Source organism: Lentimicrobiaceae bacterium, from assembly GCA_020636745.1.
Lineage (GTDB): Bacteria > Bacteroidota > Bacteroidia > Bacteroidales > Lentimicrobiaceae > Lentimicrobium.
In genome coordinates, this window is sequence record JACJXH010000011.1 from 38800 (window position 1) to 59544 (window position 20745).

At 38.1% G+C, this 20745-nt stretch carries 12 protein-coding genes; 11 read left to right on the forward strand and 1 reads right to left on the reverse strand.

What is annotated here, in order from left to right:
* Positions 1–16: 16 nt before the first annotated feature.
* Positions 17–1537, reverse strand: a complete 1521-nt coding sequence (locus H6541_14170) for a glutamate--tRNA ligase (GenBank protein ID MCB9016929.1) — start codon at positions 1535–1537, stop codon at positions 17–19.
* Positions 1538–1729: 192 nt separating this feature from the next.
* Between H6541_14170 and H6541_14175 the strand changes: the two genes are divergently transcribed.
* From H6541_14175 to H6541_14225, 11 genes are all read left to right on the forward strand, one after another.
* A complete protein-coding gene (locus tag H6541_14175; protein MCB9016930.1) occupies positions 1730–3913 on the forward strand; it encodes an adenylate/guanylate cyclase domain-containing protein in 2184 nt (727 codons plus the stop codon).
* A gap of 148 nt (positions 3914–4061) precedes the next feature.
* Entirely contained in the window at positions 4062–7424 is a 3363-nt protein-coding gene (locus H6541_14180) for a hypothetical protein (GenBank protein MCB9016931.1), read from the forward strand.
* 185 nt (positions 7425–7609) lie between these two features.
* Positions 7610–8026 (forward strand): rRNA maturation RNase YbeY, encoded by a 417-nt coding sequence (ybeY, locus tag H6541_14185; GenBank protein ID MCB9016932.1) that lies wholly within the window; start codon positions 7610–7612, stop codon positions 8024–8026.
* A gap of 148 nt (positions 8027–8174) precedes the next feature.
* Positions 8175–10046: a tRNA uridine-5-carboxymethylaminomethyl(34) synthesis enzyme MnmG gene (gene mnmG, locus H6541_14190; GenBank protein MCB9016933.1), complete on the forward strand. Its 1872-nt coding sequence runs from the start codon at positions 8175–8177 to the stop codon at positions 10044–10046.
* A gap of 169 nt (positions 10047–10215) precedes the next feature.
* Positions 10216–10983: a class I SAM-dependent methyltransferase gene (locus H6541_14195; protein MCB9016934.1), complete on the forward strand. Its 768-nt coding sequence runs from the start codon at positions 10216–10218 to the stop codon at positions 10981–10983.
* A 118-nt stretch (positions 10984–11101) separates the two neighbouring features.
* Positions 11102–14791 (forward strand): GHKL domain-containing protein, encoded by a 3690-nt coding sequence (locus H6541_14200; protein MCB9016935.1) that lies wholly within the window; start codon positions 11102–11104, stop codon positions 14789–14791.
* A 26-nt stretch (positions 14792–14817) separates the two neighbouring features.
* A complete protein-coding gene (locus H6541_14205; GenBank protein MCB9016936.1) occupies positions 14818–16305 on the forward strand; it encodes a polysaccharide biosynthesis C-terminal domain-containing protein in 1488 nt (495 codons plus the stop codon).
* Positions 16306–16374: 69 nt separating this feature from the next.
* Positions 16375–16809: a dUTP diphosphatase gene (gene dut, locus H6541_14210; GenBank protein ID MCB9016937.1), complete on the forward strand. Its 435-nt coding sequence runs from the start codon at positions 16375–16377 to the stop codon at positions 16807–16809.
* 74 nt (positions 16810–16883) lie between these two features.
* Positions 16884–18626: a tetratricopeptide repeat protein gene (locus tag H6541_14215; protein ID MCB9016938.1), complete on the forward strand. Its 1743-nt coding sequence runs from the start codon at positions 16884–16886 to the stop codon at positions 18624–18626.
* A complete protein-coding gene (locus H6541_14220) occupies positions 18619–19455 on the forward strand; it encodes a DUF4292 domain-containing protein (protein MCB9016939.1) in 837 nt (278 codons plus the stop codon). The genes H6541_14215 and H6541_14220 overlap by 8 nt, the downstream gene beginning before the upstream one ends.
* Positions 19456–19466: 11 nt before the next feature.
* Positions 19467–20729 carry a peptidoglycan DD-metalloendopeptidase family protein gene (locus H6541_14225; GenBank protein ID MCB9016940.1) on the forward strand — a complete coding sequence of 421 codons (1263 nt, stop codon included), beginning with the start codon at positions 19467–19469 and terminating at the stop codon, positions 20727–20729.
* Positions 20730–20745 lie beyond the last annotated feature (16 nt).

The following is a 20745-nucleotide window of genomic DNA, read 5'->3' on the forward strand; positions in this document are numbered from 1 at the left end:
AAGAAACAACCACGCTTTATTTTATTGCATCTATTGCCTTGTGAATACGGTTAATCGCTTCATTTTTTCCAAGAACAGAAATGATAGCTGCAACACCCGGGCCGAAACTTCCTCCAACAAGAACAAGTCGTAATGTATTCATTACCATTCCCATTCCTAGTCCATTACTATGAATAAACTCCTTGATGGCCACTTCAAGTGCTTCAGCTGTAAAGTTGTCCTGTTTTTCAATCAATGACACCATTTGATGAAGCAGGGCAGGAGTTTCTGGCTTCCAGAATTTCTGGATTACTTTTTCGTCATATGTCTTTGGTTCAGTAAAGAAAAACCATGACTGTTCCCAGAGATCAGGAATCAAATTTGCGCGCTCTTTAATGAGAGGGCAAACACGAATGATTAATTCCCGCGAAGACTTTACGCCTTTATCCTGAAGTATTTTTGCAAGCAAATCAGCCACTTTATCATCAGAAAGTGTTGATAAATAGTGATGATTGAACCATTTGGCCTTTTCGGGATCGAACTTGGAACCTGATTTCCCTACGCGTTCAATTGAAAACAAATCAATAAGCTGATTCATACTAAGAATTTCCTGTTCTGTACCAGGATTCCAGCCCAGCAGCGCTAACATATTGATAAAAGCTTCGGGCAGGTAGCCGCTTTCGCGATAACCCGAAGAAATATCACCTGATTTTGGGTCAGTCCACCGAAGTGGGAAAACCGGAAATCCAAGCCTGTCTCCGTCACGTTTACTCAATTTACCATTGCCATCAGGTTTGAGTAATAAAGGTAAGTGGGCAAATTCAGGCATTTCTGCTTCCCAGCCAAAATAACGATAGAGTAATACGTGTAGCGGGGCCGAAGGCAACCATTCTTCCCCACGGATAACATGTGAAATTTTCATCAGATAATCATCCACCACATTGGCCAGGTGGTATGTAGGCATCCCGTCTGATTTATATAAGACTTTATCGTCCAACAACTTAGAATCAACACTAACTAAGCCACGAATTAAATCCTGCACATGAATGGTCTCATTATCGGGAATTTTAACGCGAATTACATATGGTGCTCCGGCGTCAAGCAGCTTAGCAACTTCATTTTCATCCAGGGTAAGCGAATTTTTAAGTCCCACGCGGGTTTGCGGCCCATATTGAAATGTCTCCTTCCGTGATTCATAGTCTTTGCGCAAGGCTTCAAGTTCATCAGGAGTATCAAATGCATAATACGCTGTTCCGTTTTTGATAAGCTGTATGGCATATTGATGATAAATTTCCTTCCGATCGCTTTGGCGATAGGGTGCATGGGGCCCTCCCAGATGCACACCTTCATCAAAATGAATACCACTCCAGGCCAATGATTCTATGATATAATTTTCGGCTCCGGGTACAAACCTTGTTTGATCGGTATCTTCAATACGAAGAAGAAATTTCCCATTATTCTTTCTGGCAAACAGATAGTTATACAAAGCAGTGCGCACACCACCAATGTGCAGTGGCCCGGTTGGGCTGGGTGCAAATCGTACACGAATTTCTCTCATTTTTGCATTTTCTTAAGCGCTGCAAAGATAGTAAAACAGACTTTGTTTGAATGCAAATAACTATGGTATCGGAGATATCTGGTAATGCAGGCATTTTGAAATTATTAACATTCAGATAAATCAAATTAATGTAACTTTGTAAAGATAGCGGCGTTAAATAAAAATACAGGTGCTACTTTTCAGTTTTAAAATATGAAACCCACCAAGCTTCCCAGAAATAAAATCCCAAAATATCATATAGGCAGAATTTTTCTTTTTCCAATTCTGCTCTATCTGATGCTGGTTTTCCCTGTTTTAGGGTTTATGCTGCTTAAAAGTTTTCCTGAACTTAAGGATAAAAATGTTTTTAAAAATGTGGTTGAAGTTGATTCAACAGGCTTGAGGAGCCATACCGGAGAAGCAGAAAAAACAGCAGCCCAATTTAAAGCGGGATATAAAACAGGACTTGATTTGGGCAAAGCAATGGCTCAATCAAACAGTGACAGTATTTTACGAATTGCAGATAGTATTCAACGAACAATAGAAACATCTGCAACCGATTCATTATCAGACCTCAATATTACTATAGGAAATGGGAAAAAGGGCACCTCTTCTGCTTTTTCAAGCTCCATCTCCTCGATGTTTAAATTTGTCATGTTGTTGAGTACTCTTGCCGGATTTGCATTCAATTTACCTTACAAAAGGTACTTTAGACGAAAACGAAAAGGCAAGGTAATTTCTCCAAAGTTATATCGCTATTGCAGAAGGTTTTTATTATTTACCCCTATCATCAATAGTGGTATTGTTTTGCTTGCTTTTAGCATTGTGCATGGTATAATGATATATCAATTGCAATCACCATCCGTATTTTCTGATGAATTAGGCCGGCGAATGTTCTCAAATTATCTATTTATTTCGCTCGTAGCTTCACTTCTAACAGTACTATTTATCTTTTTCTGGCAAAAACACAGGGTTCACATTCGTTATATCGAACATATTTTTACCCGTGAAGAGCTACAAAAGAGAATATTTGGCAGGAATGCTGGCAAAATCCGCAGCCGGCTTTACATTGCCAGTGCCATGACCACCCTGCTTCCGCTTACCATTGTTATGCTGTATCTGGTATTAAGTCTCACACCCATAAAAGACATGGGCCCTGTTGGACAGGACGAAATGCGCATTATGCTGGGCCGGCTGGTCAATATATTGGGGCCTGATGTTGATTTAAGCAGCAAATCCGACTTTGCTAACTTATACTATATCAGCGCATTGGACAATACTTTAATGTTTGGAGGAATCTTTAGTGGAATATTTGTATCATTCATTTATATCCTGTTTTTTGTAAACTGGTCGACTGCTGATATTGTAAGACCTGTTAATGAACTGGTTGAAAGTATGCGCAAAACAGGTGAAGGAATGCTCGACAATTATACCATTGTGAGAACAAATGATGAAATAGGGGTGATGTCGGAAGGTTATAATATGATGACATCGCGACTACGTGAATACATATTCAGAATTTCACAAATGAATGAAGCATATAGCCGTTTTGTACCTAACCAGTTTCTTGAATTCCTGGGAAAAGAAGACTTTGTTGATATTCAATTAGGCGATCAGGTTCAAAAAGAAATGACAGTAATGTTCTCAGATATCCGCGGATTTACTGAACTTTCAGAGGATATGACTCCTAAAGAAAATTTTGACTTTATCAATCATTATCTCGGGTACATGGAGCCAGTAATAAGAAAGAACAATGGCTTTATTGACAAATTTATCGGAGACTCCATTATGGCACTTTTTCATGAAAAAGTGGATGATGCCATTGATGCGGCTATTGAAATGCGTCATACACTTTCAAGATTTAATCTTGACAGAATTGATCAGGGAAAACCAACTATCGATTCGGGTATTGGAATTCATACTGGTAATCTCATGCTTGGGGTAGTAGGAGGGGAGGGAAGAATGGACGGAACCGTAATTTCCGATGCTGTTAACCTTGCTTCAAGACTTGAAGGACTTTCAAAAATTTACAGAACTTCGATCATTATGAGTGAAGATACTCTTATTAAACTCGAAAATCCTGAAAAATACAATTTTCGTTTCCTCGATATAGCCCGCGTAAAGGGCAAAAAAGAGGCCGTATATGTGTTCGAAGTTCTAGACGGCGACCCTGACGAGATAAAATCACTGAAAATAGAGACTAAGTCACTGTTTGGCAACGGAATAGACCATTATAAAAATAAACGGTTTGAGGAGGCACTAAAAGTGTTTAGCGACATTGTTAAGATAAACCAGTCGGATTCTGTTGCAGCTTTCTATGTTAATCGCTGCAAAAATAATATTCAGAAAGGTATTCCCGATGACTGGAACGGAATTGAAGTTTTCGATGCTAAGTAGTTTCGGTTACCCATTTTTCGATCTCCCGGCTCCTTTCTTTCTTAATATTACTTGTCAAACATTCATAAACTTTGTTTAAGCAATATTAAAACTCTACAAACAGCTCACAAGAAACAGTTATTCAACTTTCTTCCAAACTATTTCAATAATGAATGACAATTATCATATTCTGATTGATAAGCTGGACGCGTTTATCAGAAAATATTATACCAACCAGTTGATAAAAGGAGGCCTGTATTCCATAGCCTTACTGGGATCATTTTTCCTTATTTTCACTTTTTTGGAATCATTGGCCTGGTTTCCGCCTCTTGTCAGATCGATCCTGTTTTTCAGTTATATCGCTGGTGCCTTGTTTATTATAACCTGGTTTGTTATAATTCCCATCTTGAAGCTTTATAAAGCAGGTCCGCGCATTTCTCATGCCATGGCGGCTCAAATCATTGGTAAACATTTCTCAGAAGTTAAGGATACACTCCTTAATACACTGCAGCTCAATTCATTAATAGATTCTGACGAAAAAAATAAGGACCTGATAATAGCAAGCATAAATCAAAAAGCTGAAAGTCTCAAACCCATTCCCTTTGTATCAGCCATTGATTTAAAGAAAAACTCCAAATATCTTTACTTTGCAGCACCACCACTCTTTATACTTATCGCCTTTCTTTTTATTGCACCAACCAAAATAACTGAACCATCAACCAGGCTTCTTCATTACTCCACACCTTTCGAAAAACCACTTCCATTTTCCATTAACATTACAAATAAAAATCTGCAAGCAGTTCAGTTAGAAGACTTTACAATAAATATCAGATTATCAGGAGAGGAACTTCCCAATCAGGTATCAATTCTTTTAGATGGAATTGAGTACCGGATGGAAGCATCTGATAAGCTCAACTATTCATACACATTCCGTAAGCTTCAAACAACACAGCATTTTAGCTTCATCGCAGCCGGTTTCCAAACGAATGATTATGAACTTAAAGTATTGCCAAGGCCTATTATTTTAAATTTTGATCTTGAATTAATTTATCCACCGTACACTGGAAAAAAAAGTGAACTGCTCACAAACACAGGAGATGTTATTATACCACAGGGAACCAGCATTTTATGGAAATATTATACCCGTGATACCCGTTCACTTGACTTCAGATTTGGAAATACGCTTGAAACACTTAAGTCTTCAGCCTCCAATACCATTACAGTTTCGCGCCGGTTAATGCAACCCGTTTCCTATTCGGTTACTATCGAAAATGAATATATGAAAGGGGCTGATTCCATGTCGTTTTTCATTAATGTACTTCCAGATTTATATCCAGTTATTAATGTTGAAGAATTTCATGATTCAATTTATGATAACAGGCTGTATTTCCGTGGACTATTAAAGGACGATTATGGTTTTCGCAATCTTGAATTCAGATTGGCCAGAAAAAATGCAAACGGAGAGCCTTCGGCAGAAGTTTCAATGCCAATAGACATCCAAAAGGCTAATTTGCAACAGCAATTTTATTACTATTTCGACATTTCGTCTGCCGGTTTAAAGCCGGGTGAAGAAGTTGAATATTATTTCCAGGTATGGGACAATGATGGTGTGAACGGGAGCAAATCTTCCAGATCTCAAAGAATGTCATTTAAAATTCCGACACTTGAGGAGATTGAGACCATGGTAAGTAAAAACCAGGAAAATGTTAAAAATGAATTAGAAAAGGGCATTCAGGAAGCAAAAAAGATTCAAAAAGACATTGACCAGCTTACTAAAGACCTATTTGACAAGAAAAACCTGAATTATCAGGAAAAAAAGAAAATACAGGACCTGCTCGACAGGCAGAAAAACCTGCAAAATCAGGTTAATGAACTTAAAAAACAAAATAAAGAATCAAATCTGAAAGAATCACAATACAAAGAATTGAATCAGGAAATTGTTGAAAAGCAGCAGCAATTGGAAAAACTATTCAATGAGATTATGACCGATGAAATGCGTAAGCTTTTTGATGAACTTCAAAAAATGATGGAGAATCTTGATAAAGATAAGCTAAACGAAGTGATGGAAAAGATGAAGTTTAATGCTGAAGATATGGAAAAATCGCTCGATAGAAATCTTGAACTCTTCAAACAACTTGAATTTGACAAAAAACTTACTGAAACCATCGAAAAGTTAAAGCAATTGTCGGATGAGCAGGAAAAACTATCTGAAAAATCGGCAGGTGCAGACAAAAAAGACCTTGATAACCTTACCGAGAAGCAGGAATCAATCAATAAGGAGTTTGAGCAAATTAAAAAAGACCTGAAAGACCTGAAAGAAAAAAATGAAAAGCTGGAAGATCCAAACAACTATAAAAACCCCGAACAGCAGCAGGAAGATATCCAGAAAGAACTGAACGATTCTGAAAAAAATCTGAAGGAAAGCAAATCGAAGAAAGCTTCTGACAGTCAAAAAAAGGCTTCGGAGAAGATGGGCGAATTAAGTGAAATGCTTTTTCAGATGCAACAGGAAATGGAGGAGGAATCGATGGGAGAAGACATTGAATCCTTGCGTGCCATTCTTGAAAATTTGGTAAGGATTTCGTTCGATCAGGAAGAACTCATCAATAAGCTTGGTCAACTTCAAAGAAACGATCCGCAATTTAACAAAGTAGTAGAATTACAAAAAGGCATACAAGACAACCTGCAGATGGTTGAAGACTCACTATATGCACTCAGCAAGCGCCAACCAATGATTGAATCGATAGTAAACCGTGAAATTTCAACCATAAATGACAATGTTGGACAATCATTGGATGCATTAAACAGCCGCGCGATTTCTTCAGCCATGGGCAAACAACAGTATGTGATGACCTCGGTAAACAATCTGGCACTGCTTTTAGCCGAATCAATGAAAGAAATGAAGCAAAATATGTCGATGAAATCTTCATCAAAATCAGGCAAAAGTTGTCCAAATCCAGGTTCAGGGAAACCATCAATGAAGTCGATGAGACAAATGCAGGAAAAGCTGAACCAACAGATGGAAGCCATGAAAAAAAGTTTGAAAGAAGGCAAAGGAGAGAAAGGCAAAAGCGGACAAGGTTCAATGAGCGAACAACTCGCCAGAATGGCCGCTCAACAGGAATCATTGCGAAAGCAGATGCAGGAATATCGCGATCAACTGCAAAAAGAGGGCATTTTGTCGGAAAAGGGCCTGAACAAAATGTTACAAGACATGGAGCAAACGGAAACAGATCTTGTAAATAAGATACTGAACCAGGAAACCATGCAAAGGCAACAGGAAATTCTTACCCGATTATTGGAATCAGAAAAGGCAGAATTGAAGCGCGATCAGGAAGAACGACGCGAATCAAACCAGGGCCGCGATTTACCGAAACCTGACCCAGCCAAATACTTTGAGAATCCGGCTCTGCCAGTGCGTGAAACAGAGCTATTACGAACCATTCCTCCAACTTTACGCGATTATTACCGCAATAAGGTAAATGAGTATTTTCTGAATATCCCGGGCACAGGGTCTATAAAAAGCAACTAACATCATTTACATATCATTCTAATCAATACAATCCGGCTCATGGCCGGATTTTTTTTGCCACAAACCTCAGCACAACACCATAACACAAATTAAGAAAATCAAAGCATAAAAGCCAATCACCTGCCTATGGCAATGCATGCAGGAAAGAATTACCTTTGCAACTTCAAAATAAAACTCTTGCTCATATGATCAATTTCTTCAACGAAGACATCTCTTTCACACTAAAGAATAAAAGGAAAACCAAAGCCTGGCTATCAGATTCAATCAAAAGAGAGAATTACAACACTGGCGACATTTCATTTATTTTCTGCAGTGATGATTTTTTACACAAGATGAATGTTCAATATTTGAATCATGACACCCTAACGGATGTAATCACATTTGACTATAGTGAAGATAAAATGATTTCGGGCGACATTTTCATCAGCATACCACGGGTAAAAGACAATGCTGTTGAATTTGAAAAGAAGTTCTCTGACGAACTTAATCGAGTGATGGTTCATGGCATAATGCATCTTTGCGGATACAAAGACAAAACAAAAAAAGACGCAGCCCATATGCGCTTAAAAGAGGAAGAACACCTGGCCCATATCCCATCCTGAAAGCAATTAGAAAATTGGCTTCTAATATTTCGTAATTTTGCAATCCATTCAAACAGCAACAATGGGTTGCATTTTTTGTTATTCATACCTGCTACTGATTTTGACGAATGCTATTTTTACTATGTTCCACGTGAAACAACAAGTGTAAATGTTTAAAGAATACGATGTTATAGTGGTTGGCGCTGGCCATGCCGGAAGTGAAGCCGCGGCCGCAGCAGCCAACCTTGGCTCTTCGGTTTTACTTATTACCATGAATATGGGAACCATTGCCCAAATGTCGTGCAACCCGGCCATGGGTGGCATAGCAAAAGGGCAAATTGTGCGCGAAATTGATGCCCTGGGCGGTTACTCAGGTATTGTAACAGACCATACAATGATTCAATTCAGAATGCTGAATAAATCAAAAGGACCAGCCATGTGGAGCCCCAGAGCCCAAAGCGACAGAGCCCGATTTACCGAAAAATGGCGGTTGATGCTTGAACAAACGCCCAATCTTGATTTTTGGCAAGACACTGTAACTTCCATAACAACTAACAATGGCAAAGTTACAGGCGTAATAACAGCAATGGGGCAGGAAATTAAAGCAAAATCCGTTGTGCTTACCAATGGCACTTTTCTGAATGGAATTATTCATATAGGCACTAAAAACTTTGGAGGCGGCAGAATGGGTGACAAGGCCTCTGTTGGTCTGACCGAAAATCTGATTGCCTTAGGATTTGAATCAGCCAGACTTAAAACAGGCACCCCGGTGAGAGTCGACGGAAGAAGTATTGATTTTAGTAAAATGGATGAGCAAAAAGGCGACGAAAATCCAGCCAGATTCTCATATACAGATACTCCAGCCCTTACCCACCAGCGAAGTTGTTTTTTAACTTATACCAGCCCCGAAGTTCACGATATCCTCAGATTAGGTTTTGATGAATCACCCATGTATGCTGGCCGTATTGAAGGTCGGGGACCTCGATATTGCCCATCAATTGAAGACAAAATTGACAGGTTCAGCGACAAAAGCAGACATCAGCTTTTTGTTGAACCCGAAGGATGGGACACTGTTGAGTATTATGTGAACGGATTTTCGTCATCATTGCCTGATTACATTCAACTTCAGGCGTTGCACAAAGTCCCGGGATTCGAAAAGGCTAAAATTTTCAGACCAGGATACGCCATTGAATACGATTACTTCCCCCCGGTGCAGCTCAACTATACACTTGAAACCAGATTGATTCAAAACCTGTATTTTGCCGGTCAGATAAATGGAACTACAGGTTATGAAGAAGCCGCAGCACAAGGCCTGATGGCAGGAATTAACGCGCATCTTAAGATCAATAAATCCGACCCGTTCATCCTAAAAAGGTCAGAAGCCTATATTGGAGTCTTAATTGACGACCTTATCACAAAAGGAATTGACGAGCCATACAGGATGTTTACCTCACGCGCAGAGTACAGAATTTTATTAAGACAGGACAATGCTGACCTTAGACTAACCCCAATGGCATACAAGCTCGGATTGGCTTCCAAAGAGCGCTACGATAGAGTAGGGGAGAAGCTACTGGCCATTGAAAAAGCCAGACATTTTCTCATGAACGAAAGTGTAACTCCCGAACAGGTAAATCAAATGCTGAATAAGCTCGATACTGCCTCCATTAATCAAAAAGTTAAACTATCCACCTTACTTCTCAGACCCCAGGTAGGATTAAACGATTTAATTCAAACCTTACCCCATGTACATGACCATTTTTCACAATACAATGGTTTGTCCTATGAAGTGATAGAAGAGACTGAAATCCTTACCAAATACGAAGGATACATTGACAAGGAAAAAGAAATAGCCGAAAAAATTTCAAAGTTTGAAGACATCCCCCTGAAAGCTGATTTTGATTACAAATCCCTGACTTCACTATCATTTGAGGCCCGCGAAAAGCTAAGCAAACTAAAACCCCAAACAATTGGGCAAGCAAGCAGGATTAACGGCGTATCCCCGGCGGACATCTCGGTATTAGTTGTATATTTGACCCGCTAAACAACCTTACACTAAAATACACCTGTTTCACGTGGAACATACATTTATTTCGCCCCCTAAATCTTGTTTACTCTGTGATAATAAGAGCTTTACAAAACATATTGAGCTAAAAGACCACTTTTTAAGTGGGAAATTTTTCACCATTTTCCGATGCGATTCCTGTGGTTTAATGCAAACCCAACCAGTACCACCTTTAGACAAGTTACAGGATTATTATGCATCACCGGAATATATTTCTCATTCCAATCAGAAATCAGGACTCTTTAACCGCACATACCAGGTCATACGCAAGTATACTTTACGAAAGAAACTCAAACAGATTCAACGATATGTAAAAACACCAAATTTACTTGACATTGGGTGTGCCACCGGTGAGTTTCTTCATTACTGCGCCCAAAACAATTTATCAGTCACTGGTATTGAACCTAACAATAATGCCAGAGAATTTGCACGTCGCGAATACAACCTTAAAGTTGAAAATGAGGATTACTTACCCCGGTTAAAAGATGGCACTTTTGATGTTATTACTATGTGGCATGTGCTTGAGCATGTACCAGATATTAATGAGAGAATGGCGACTATAAACCGTCTCCTCACCGAAAATGGAGTCGCCTTTATAGCTCTTCCCAATCCCAATTCATACGACGCACTTTATTACGATAATTACTGGGCCGCGTGGGACGTACCGCGTCACTTATTCCATTTTTCAGCAGACGCTTTTATTCAACTGGCTGAAAAACATCATTTCAAATTAGTGGCAAGAATCCCTATGCCATTTGACTCGTATTATGTTTCATTGTTGAGTGAGAAATATAAAAACGGTAAATCTTCTTTTACAAAAGCAGCTTTCAGAGGCTATTTATCCAACAGAATGGCCCGCAAAATCAATTCGGAATACTCAAGTATAACTTACGTTATTAAGAAATCGTCATCTTAATCATTGAAGCTGCCATTTAACGGCTGCTTCTTTATTATCTTTACCACTATTTAATTAACAGTCCGGCCTGATTATTGGCCTGTTGTTTGTATGCAATAGGTTTTTTAAAGCTCAAGATATGAATGCGTCCACTTTTCAGAAACATATTCATTGGTACTCCGTTTCTCTCGCTGTTTTTATCATTCTTTTATCGGTATTTTATACCCGACACCTGGATAAAAATAATGATACGGATAAATACATCCAAAGGTTTGAGTCAGAGCTAAATCTAAGAAACCAGGTCGCAAAGGAAATTCTGGCCCAATTGGCTGCATCAGATAACAAAGAAAGTTATCTGTCCATCCAGAATTTTTCGTCCAGACTTCCTGAAAATTTCAACCTCTTTGTACTCAAAGATAACCATTTGTTTTATTGGTCAGATAACTCATTACCCGTAAACATTGAAAATGCAGACTCTTTAAAGCACATAAGAATTTTAAAAACAGGCAACGGATTTTATCAGGTAAATTCACTCACTGACGGTCGGTTTCAATATTATCTGACCGATATAATTAAGTCTTCTTTCCGTTATCAAAATGACTATTTAACTTCCAAATTCAACCCGGCATATTCCATCCCTAACAAATACGAAGTACTTATTACTCCCACGGAATATCCTGTAAAAGATACTTCCGGCAACGCCCTGTTTTATATTCTGCCTTCTGATGAAATATTATTCAATTCCGTGGATCTTTCCCTGCTCACGATATTGTACACAATAGCTTACATTCTTCTGATTTTTTCTATTTACAAGCTTTATCAGAGATATACTTCTATCCATTCAAATGTTTTTCATTTCGTTCTGTTTGCAATTGACATTCTCATACTTCGGGGTATTATTTTCTATTTCAGAATCCCAAATATCCTATACTCATCCGATTTTTTTAGCCCCGTTTACTTTGCTTCGTCGCGCTTCTTACCATCTTTAGGCGACTTATTCATAAATTCCATCACCATTCTAGGCATTTTAGCGGCTTTTTACAGGCATATATATAACAATAAGCAAATTTCAACACCTATTATACTGATTAATAAAGTATTACCTTACATTATCTTCCTTATTTCCATCGCTTCATTTTACTATTGCTGTTATTTGATAGATACGCTTATCATAAACTCATCTTTTAAGTTTGACCCCGGCAGCGTAATGGACTTTTCATTTTACAGCATCATTGGTTTCCTTATTATAGCCATGTTTTTAGCAGGCTTCTTCCTGTTTACTTTTCCGTTGCTGCGTTTTGCTTATAAGCCGGAGGTATTTTGGCAGCCCGTTTTCACCTTTATCTTTCTGAATGCTTCCATTTATTTTCTATCTGACCTGGTTAATTCTTATCGGCCTGCTGCATTAAATCTGTTTGCGCTGTGCTTATATTACTTAATAATTCTTCTCATTCGTAAAGGCTTCCTCAAGTTTCCTCATGCTACGACTTCTATTCTGATAGTGCTGGTTTTAACCATATCGTCAGCCTATAGTGTTCAGCAACAAAAAGCGCTCAAGGAACATGACGAAAGGAAGCTAATGGCAGTCAGACTTTCATCTGACCGGGATAAGCTTGCAGAATTTTTATTTGATGAGGAAGAAAACAAGATTAAAAGTGATACCGTATTCGGGCAATTATTTATGAAAGCCTGGCTTTATCCTTCAGAAGAAGAGTTATGCATTAATTACATCAGAAATAACTATTTCAAAGGTTTTTGGACCAAATACAATGTTCAGGTTACTTTATGTTATCCTGAAAAAGTATTGGAAATTAAGCCATCGGGTTACCTGATCGGTTGCCAGGACTACTTTCAATCCATTATTTCCAATATTGGGGAGAAAACAGCAAGTACATCGCTTTATTTTATACGTGAATCTTACGATGCGAGCAGCTATATAGCCAATATAGCTTTCGGAAGTAATGCATTACACTCAGAAAAAGCACATCTGATTATAGAATTAAACAGGAAATATGTTCCCAAAGGCCTGGGTTATCCCGAACTTTTACTCGACAAATCATTAACAAATTTAAACGACATTTCAGGGTATTCATATGCCATCTATTTTAAAAACGAATTGGTCAAAAACGTCGGAGAATATACATACAGTAACAATGAATCGGGGGATATTTTTCGAAAAAGCGATTTTTATTTTTATGATAATAATGGCTACAACCACTTGTTTCATAAAATAAACAGAGATACTTCCATAATCATCAGTTGTAAATCAGATACAATAACGGATAAACTAGCTCCTTTCACCTATCAGTTTATTTTTCACATCATTTTGTTATTGATTGCAACAGGTTTAGCAGGACTTGGCAGGATTAAAAGCAGGAGAAACCTGGATTTGAAAACCCGTCTTCAAATTATGCTTGTTTCCCTAATATTGTTTTCTTCCATTTCTGTAGGAATTTCAACCATATATAACATTAAAAGCCTGAATGCCAAGAAAAATAAAGATATGCTCAGTGAAAAAGCGCATTCAGTACTAATTGAAATAGAAAATAAATTGTCATCATTCGACTTCTTAGACCATACACAACAGCCTTATCTTGAAGAATTACTCACCAAGTTTTCAATGGTTTTTTTCAGCGATATTAACCTTTATGATAAAAACGGCCAACTCATGGCTTCATCAAGGCCTCAGATATTTGACGAAGGACTGAAATCAGGAAGAATGACCACGGCAGCTTACCAGCAGCTGGTTCTTGAGAAACGTACACTGTTTATTGCCAACGAACAAATCGGCAACTATAATTATCTATCAGCTTACCTTCCTTTTCGCAACAATCAGAACAAAATCATTGCCTATATAAATCTCCCTTATTTTGCCAGGGAACAAGAGTTGCGCCAGGAAATTTCATCTTTTTTGCTCGCTTTTTTAAACATATTCGTTCTTCTGACAGCATTGGCTGTATTTATCTCACTTTTAGTTGGTAATTTTCTGACCAGGCCATTACAAATGATACGCAACCGGTTTTCGAGTCTGAATCTGAACAGAACCAATGAAAAAATAATATATTCCCGAAAAGACGAATTAGGAGACCTTGTGCATGAATATAACCTGATGGTAGATAAACTGGAAGAAAGCGCCGAAAAACTTGCCAGGTCGGAACGTGAAAGCGCCTGGAGGGAAATGGCCAGACAGGTTGCCCATGAGATCAAAAATCCGCTCACACCCATGAAATTAAGCATTCAGCATCTGCGCAAAGCCTATCAGGAACATGCCCCTGACTGGGAAACCCGGCTTGACAAAACAACCCAAACCCTGGTAACCCAGATTGACTCACTTGCTTCCATTGCCACAGCTTTTTCTGATTTTGCCAAATTGCCTCAACCTGTTAACAAAAAAACAGAGATAACAACCATAATCAGGAGCACTCTGAGTTTATTCAATCAACATCCTGACATTAATTTCAGTTTTACTATTCCGGAAAAGGAATGTTTCGTATTTGCTGATGAAAAACAATTATCACGTGTTTTTATCAATCTTCTCAACAATTCAGTTCAATCTATACCACCTGATAAAACAGGTTTAATAACAATTAAACTCGAACCAATGCCCCAATGGCACAAAATTGAGATTACCGATAATGGTATTGGAATAGGAGAGGAGGAAAAGTCAAAGATTTTTTCGCCTAATTTTACCACCAAATCCGGAGGTATGGGTCTGGGGCTAGCCATGGTAAAAAACATAATAGATTCAGCCAACGGTAAAATCTCTTTTGTTTCTGAAAAAAACAAGGGGACAACATTTACAATAATTTTACCCGTTTGCAAAGACTGAATTGAAACTTAAAGCTATTATAAACATTGAACCCACTTAAAAAGCTTGCCGGCCAAACAGCAGTTTATGGTCTTCCTACCATCATTGGCAGATTGCTGAACTATTTGCTTGTTCCCCTTTATACCAGAGCTTTCATTACTTCTGAATACGGCGTTGTTACTGAATTCTACGCTTATGTGGCTTTTTTATTTGTGATTTTGACTTACGGAATGGAAACTGCTTTTTTCAGATTTTCATCAAGTGAACAAAACAAGTCTCATGTTTTTAGTACTGCCCTCATTTCACTAATTGTCTCCTCGGTACTTTTTCTCATACTGGCATTTGCATTCGCTCCTTCCATTTCCTTCAGGATGGGCTACAGTGAACATACGGAATACATCCGGTGGTTTGCTTTGGTTTTGGCGACTGACGCAATAAGCACAATACCTTATGCCAACCTCAGGCTGAAAAACAAGCCTCTTAGATTTGCATTTATAAAAATTGTAAACATTGCTGCCAATATAGGCTTTAACCTGTTTTTCATACTTCTTTGCCCTTATTTAATGACTCATTTTCCCAATAGTTCCATTTCATCTGCTATTGAAACAATTTACAATCCGGCAATTGGTGTTGGATATATTTTTATTTCAAATCTCATTGCCAGTGTATTGACATTTGCGATGTTGCTTCCCGAAATTATTCGAATCAACTTCAAAATCGATTTTAATCTGTTAAAAAGGATGCTGAAATACAGCTGGCCCTTATTGATTTTTGGTATGGCAGGAATTGTGAATGAAACTTTTGACCGAGTGATTCTCAAATATCTGCTTCCTTCCCATGTAGATGCCATGGCCCAACTTGGTATTTACGGCGCATGCTATAAAGTGTCAATATTAATGACTTTATTTATCCAGACGTACCGGTATGCAGCCGAACCTTTCTTCTTCGACCAGGCAGGCCAGAAAGATGCCAAAAAAACCTATGCAGATATGATGCATTACTTCATTATTGTGTGTCTTCTCATCTTTTTGGGGATAATGCTATACATAGACATAGTCATCCGTTTTATTGGAAAGGATTTCAGAGAAGGAGCAGGAGTAATTCCTATACTACTGGCTGCAAACTTATGCTTAGGAATTTTTTACAATCTGAGCGTTTGGTTTAAACTAACTGACCACACTAAAACGGGCGCCTTAATTTCACTGGCGGGGGCAGGCATTACAATCATCCTCAATTTTATACTGATTCCTTCAATGGGTTACATGGGAGCAGCATGGGCCACATTGGCCTGTTACGCCTCAATGATGGCACTTTCATACGTTATTGGACAAAAGTATTATCCTGTAGATTATCATCTCTCCAGGGCCGCCATTTACAGCCTGATAGCCACGCTTATTTTCGTAGCTTCAGTTATGCTTTCAAATCAGAATCCATGGCTAAAATATGCCATTAATACCCTGCTGATGGCTGGCTTTATCATGTACATTTTCCGTGTTGAAAAACAACGGTTTTTATCAGTTATCAGGAAAGCCTGACGGCCAAATCCTTATAATGAGTAATTTTGTTGCTGAATTTTTTCTGCTCATTTAATTTTTGAAGAATTTATGGAAATCAACATTGTAAATAACTCATCTCATCCATTGCCTGCTTACGAAACCATAGCGTCAGCCGGAATGGATATAAGAGCTTGCCTTTCCGAACCCATTACCATTAAATCACTGGAGAGGACGCTGATACCTACCGGATTATTTATAGAGCTTCCCAATGGCTATGAGGCTCAAATCAGACCACGCAGCGGACTGGCTGCCAAATCGGGAATAACAGTTCTAAATTCGCCGGGAACGATTGACGCAGATTACAGGGGTGAAATTAAAGTGATACTTGTAAACCTCTCTTCGGAGCCTTTCACCATAAACAATGGCGACCGTATAGCACAAATGATTATTGCGCAGCACACCAAAGCTACATGGGTACAGGTATCCGAGCTTAACCAATCTGAACGGGGGGCCGGTGGATTTGGTCATACCGGACAAAAGTAGCATTCACTGTAATTCATTGTTTTCTGAAAAATAATTCAGATAAAATTCTCAAAGATTAACTAAATCTGCCTTTAATGAAATTACCGGTTCAAATCATATTTTTCCTTTCATTTTGTATACCAATACATCTATTGGCTCAGGAAATTCCTGATTCAGGAGAAACAGTCATTGGAAAAGAAGAAACTCGCATGTTCAGGGAAAAACAAAAAGCCAATGCATTGTTTTTCGAGGCCAATAAAGCAAAAATCACCGACAACATAGATAAAGCCATCCTTCTTTTTACCCAATGCACTGAAGAAGACCCTGCAAACGATGCAGCCTGGTACGAATTATCGATGCTTTACTTTGACCAAAAGGAAATTGAAAAATCCATTTTATCGGCCCAAAAAGCTTATGAACTTGCCCCGGCCAACACATGGTACAGCCTTTCGTTGGCCAGTCTTTATGCCAATAACAACCAGCCTGATGATGCCATAAAAGTATATGAACATCTGAGACAGGCCGATCCTGATAATAAATCGTACGCCATGGATCTTGCCAATATATGGTTACAACTTGATAAACCCCAGGAGGCCCTCAAAATTTATAATGAATTAGAAGCCAAATCAGGAATAAATGAAGAACTGTCCATGCGCAAACATCAGATTTATCTTGCCACAGGTAAAGATAAAAAGGCGCTTGAAGAACTTGAAAAATTAGCTGATGCCAATGCATATGACAGCCGCATATTATCCATGCTGGCTGAATTTTATATGCTGCAGGGGATGAAAGAAAAGGCGTTATTAACTTACGAACAAATCTTAAAAGTTGACCCCGAAAACCCCTATATCAATATTTCACTTGCTGATTTTTACCGACAGCAAGGCGAACTGCAAAAAGCCACCGCCTATTTAAAAGCCGGTTTCTACAATCCATATCTCGACGCTGATGCCAAAGTACAAATCATGATGACCTATTATTCTCAAATTAAAGAATATGCTGGTTTGGAAGATGAAATCAATGAATTGTCGGGTATTCTGGTTGAAATGCATCCCAATGAACCACGTGCACTGATTTTAAGAGGTGAACTTCTGCTGATGAGTGAAAAGTTTGAAGAAGCACTTGACTTGTTCAAAAAGGTGAATACGCTTGACCCCGGAAAGTATCAGGTGTGGGAAAATATTTTAAGAATAAATGCTTATCTCGAAAATTATTCCCAGCTGGCGCAGGAAAGCAGCACTGCCATTGATTTGTTTCCTGTACAACCAATGCCTTACTACTTCAACGGAATTGCACACTATCTGCTTAAAAATTATGAAAAAGCCATTCAATCATTAACAACCGGAGTAAAATTCATTGTAAACAATAATGCACTTTCGTCTGATTTTTATAGCATGATTGGAGATAACTGGCATGCACTGGAAAAAGATAATGAGTCTTTTGCCGCTTATGAGTCAGCCTTAAAATTCAATCCTGATAATGCATCAGTACTCAATAACTATGCATATTATTTGTCAATTCAGGGCAAGGACCTTGAAAAAGCAGCAAAAATGGCAAAAAGGGCCAATGAATTAAGTCCGGATAATGCCACATTTTTGGATACTTATGCCTGGGTATTTTTCAAACAGGGCAACTATAATCAGGCGCTGATATACATTGAAAAAGCACTTCAGCTAAATGAAAAAAGTGGCGGAGTGGAGTATGAACATTACGGAGATATTCTATTCCGCCTGAACCGGATATCTGATGCCATTATTTGGTGGAAAAAAGCACAGGAAACAGGCGAAGGATCCACATTACTTGAATCAAAAATTAAAGACGGAAAACTCTATGAATAAACCACTTACAGGAGTTAAGGTATTGAAATTTATACTCCTTTCAGTTTTTGCCCTATCGCTTGCATCATGCAGTTCAGTGCGCAAGACAATAAAAGAACCGTTAAAGGAACAAGGCGCTGATTACCTGTTTGATAATCTCAAATCAAATGAATTAAAGTATACTTTCTTTTCATCGCGGTTTGCCACATCTTTCTATCAGAATAAAAATGAAACTTCGTTCAGCGGACAAATCAGAATTTATAAAGACAGCCTTATCTGGATATCTATTTCTCCTGTTTTAGGCATTGAAATGGCCAGGCTGCTCATTACGAATGATTCGGTAAAATATATGAACCGAATCAATAATAACTATTTTATCAGCGACTTTAATTACATTAATACATTGATTAACAGCACGCTTGATTTTGATATGCTTCAGTCATTTCTTACCGGAAACGACTTCTCATTTTACGAAAATACTTCGTTTAAAGCCCAAATTGATAATCAGGAATATAAACTTGTAACCACCAACCGGAGAAAACTTAAGAAATATGTGCGTAACAATCAGGAAATTAATATCCCGTTACAAAATATATGGCTGAGTCCTGAAACCTTTAAAATAAACCGGGTTATGATTCGCGAACTCACGCAGGAAGGACGAAAACTAGAAGGTCGATATCAATATGAAAGTATTGGTAATCAGCTTGTTCCTGTTAATCTTCTTTTTGATTTAGAAACATCTGAAAACAAGAATATTATCAAAGTCGATTACAGTAAAATAAACATTACCGATAGTCTTCAGTTTCCTTTCCGAATTCCTGAAAAGTACACCAGAGTAGACAAGTTCTAAGAAAAAATAAAATGACAAACCACAGTTTCAGATTACATAGTTTAATCAAACTTTTGTCTTGTATTGCTATTGCTATTCTTGGGATGCTTGTTTCGCCAAATGCTGCAGCTCAAAACAGTAAAGCCCAGCTGCAGCAGAAAAAAGCCAAAATTGAAGAGGAAATCAATTACACCAACAAACTTATCTCAGAAACAAAAAAAAGCAAGCAGGCATCTTTAAATCAGTTGGTATTACTTAATAAGCAGATAAGTAAGCGACAAGAATTAATTTCTGTCATCAGCAATGAAATAAACAATCTGGAAAATCAGATAAACCAAACCAACGATACCATTGCTCATTTAACGCAAACCATCAAGCGGTTAAAAGGGGAATATGCCCGCATGATTTACTATGCCAGCAAAAACCGGAATGCTTACTCCAGATTGATGTTTATTTTTGCCGCTGATGATTTCAATCAGGCCTATCAACGCCTGAAATATTTTCAGCAATACAGCAGTTACCGCCAAAATCAGGTAAGAATAATTAAAGAAAACCAGCTTATCCTAAATCAGAAAATAACCTTACTTGAAAAGCAGAAAAACGATAAACTTTCGCTAAAACAAATGGAAGAAAGCGAAAAGAAGAAATTAACGGTTGAAAAAAATGATCAGGATCGCACAGTCAAAAATCTATCGCAAAAAGAGAAAGATTTGCTTAAAAAGCTCAGAGAAAGTGAAAAAGCAGCGCGCAAATTACAGAAAGCCATAGAAGACCTGATAGCCGAAGAGATAAGAAAAGCAAGCGAAGCAGCTAAAAAAGCTGGAGTTAAACCTGCACCTGAAAACAAATTCGGTTTAACACCATCAGAAATACAACTTACTTCAAGTTTTACCGGTAATAAAGGCCGTTTGCCATGGCCAACAGAGAAAGGTATTATTTCTTCAACCTTTGGAGAGCATCCACATCCGGTTTTAAAAGGAATAAAAACAAGGAATAATGGCATTGATATCTCTACATCTGCAGGTGAAACAGCCAGGTCGGTTTTTGACGGAGAAGTAACCTCCACCATGACGCTTCCCAACTACAATAACGTTGTAATTGTAAGGCATGGTGAGTTTTTAACGGTTTATTCAAACCTTGGTCAACTATTTGTAAAAAAAGGAGATAAAGTAAAGACAAAGCAAAAAATAGGTGTTATTCAAAGTGATGAAAACGGCAAAACGAAACTTCATTTTGAACTTTGGGAAGGAAAGAATATTCAAAATCCCGAATCCTGGATTTTGAAATCAAAATAAAGAAACCAAATCCTGA

Coding starts and splice junctions, on each gene's coding strand:
- H6541_14215 (MCB9016938.1), top strand. CDS start 16,884: ATGAAATTACCGGTTCAAATCATATTTTTCCTTTCATTTTGTATACCA.
- H6541_14170 (MCB9016929.1), bottom strand. CDS start 1,537: ATGAGAGAAATTCGTGTACGATTTGCACCCAGCCCAACCGGGCCACTG.
- H6541_14200 (MCB9016935.1), top strand. CDS start 11,102: ATGAATGCGTCCACTTTTCAGAAACATATTCATTGGTACTCCGTTTCT.
- H6541_14180 (MCB9016931.1), top strand. CDS start 4,062: ATGAATGACAATTATCATATTCTGATTGATAAGCTGGACGCGTTTATC.
- ybeY (MCB9016932.1), top strand. CDS start 7,610: ATGATCAATTTCTTCAACGAAGACATCTCTTTCACACTAAAGAATAAA.
- mnmG (MCB9016933.1), top strand. CDS start 8,175: ATGTTTAAAGAATACGATGTTATAGTGGTTGGCGCTGGCCATGCCGGA.
- H6541_14225 (MCB9016940.1), top strand. CDS start 19,467: ATGACAAACCACAGTTTCAGATTACATAGTTTAATCAAACTTTTGTCT.
- H6541_14195 (MCB9016934.1), top strand. CDS start 10,216: ATGCAAACCCAACCAGTACCACCTTTAGACAAGTTACAGGATTATTAT.
- H6541_14175 (MCB9016930.1), top strand. CDS start 1,730: ATGAAACCCACCAAGCTTCCCAGAAATAAAATCCCAAAATATCATATA.
- H6541_14220 (MCB9016939.1), top strand. CDS start 18,619: ATGAATAAACCACTTACAGGAGTTAAGGTATTGAAATTTATACTCCTT.
- dut (MCB9016937.1), top strand. CDS start 16,375: ATGGAAATCAACATTGTAAATAACTCATCTCATCCATTGCCTGCTTAC.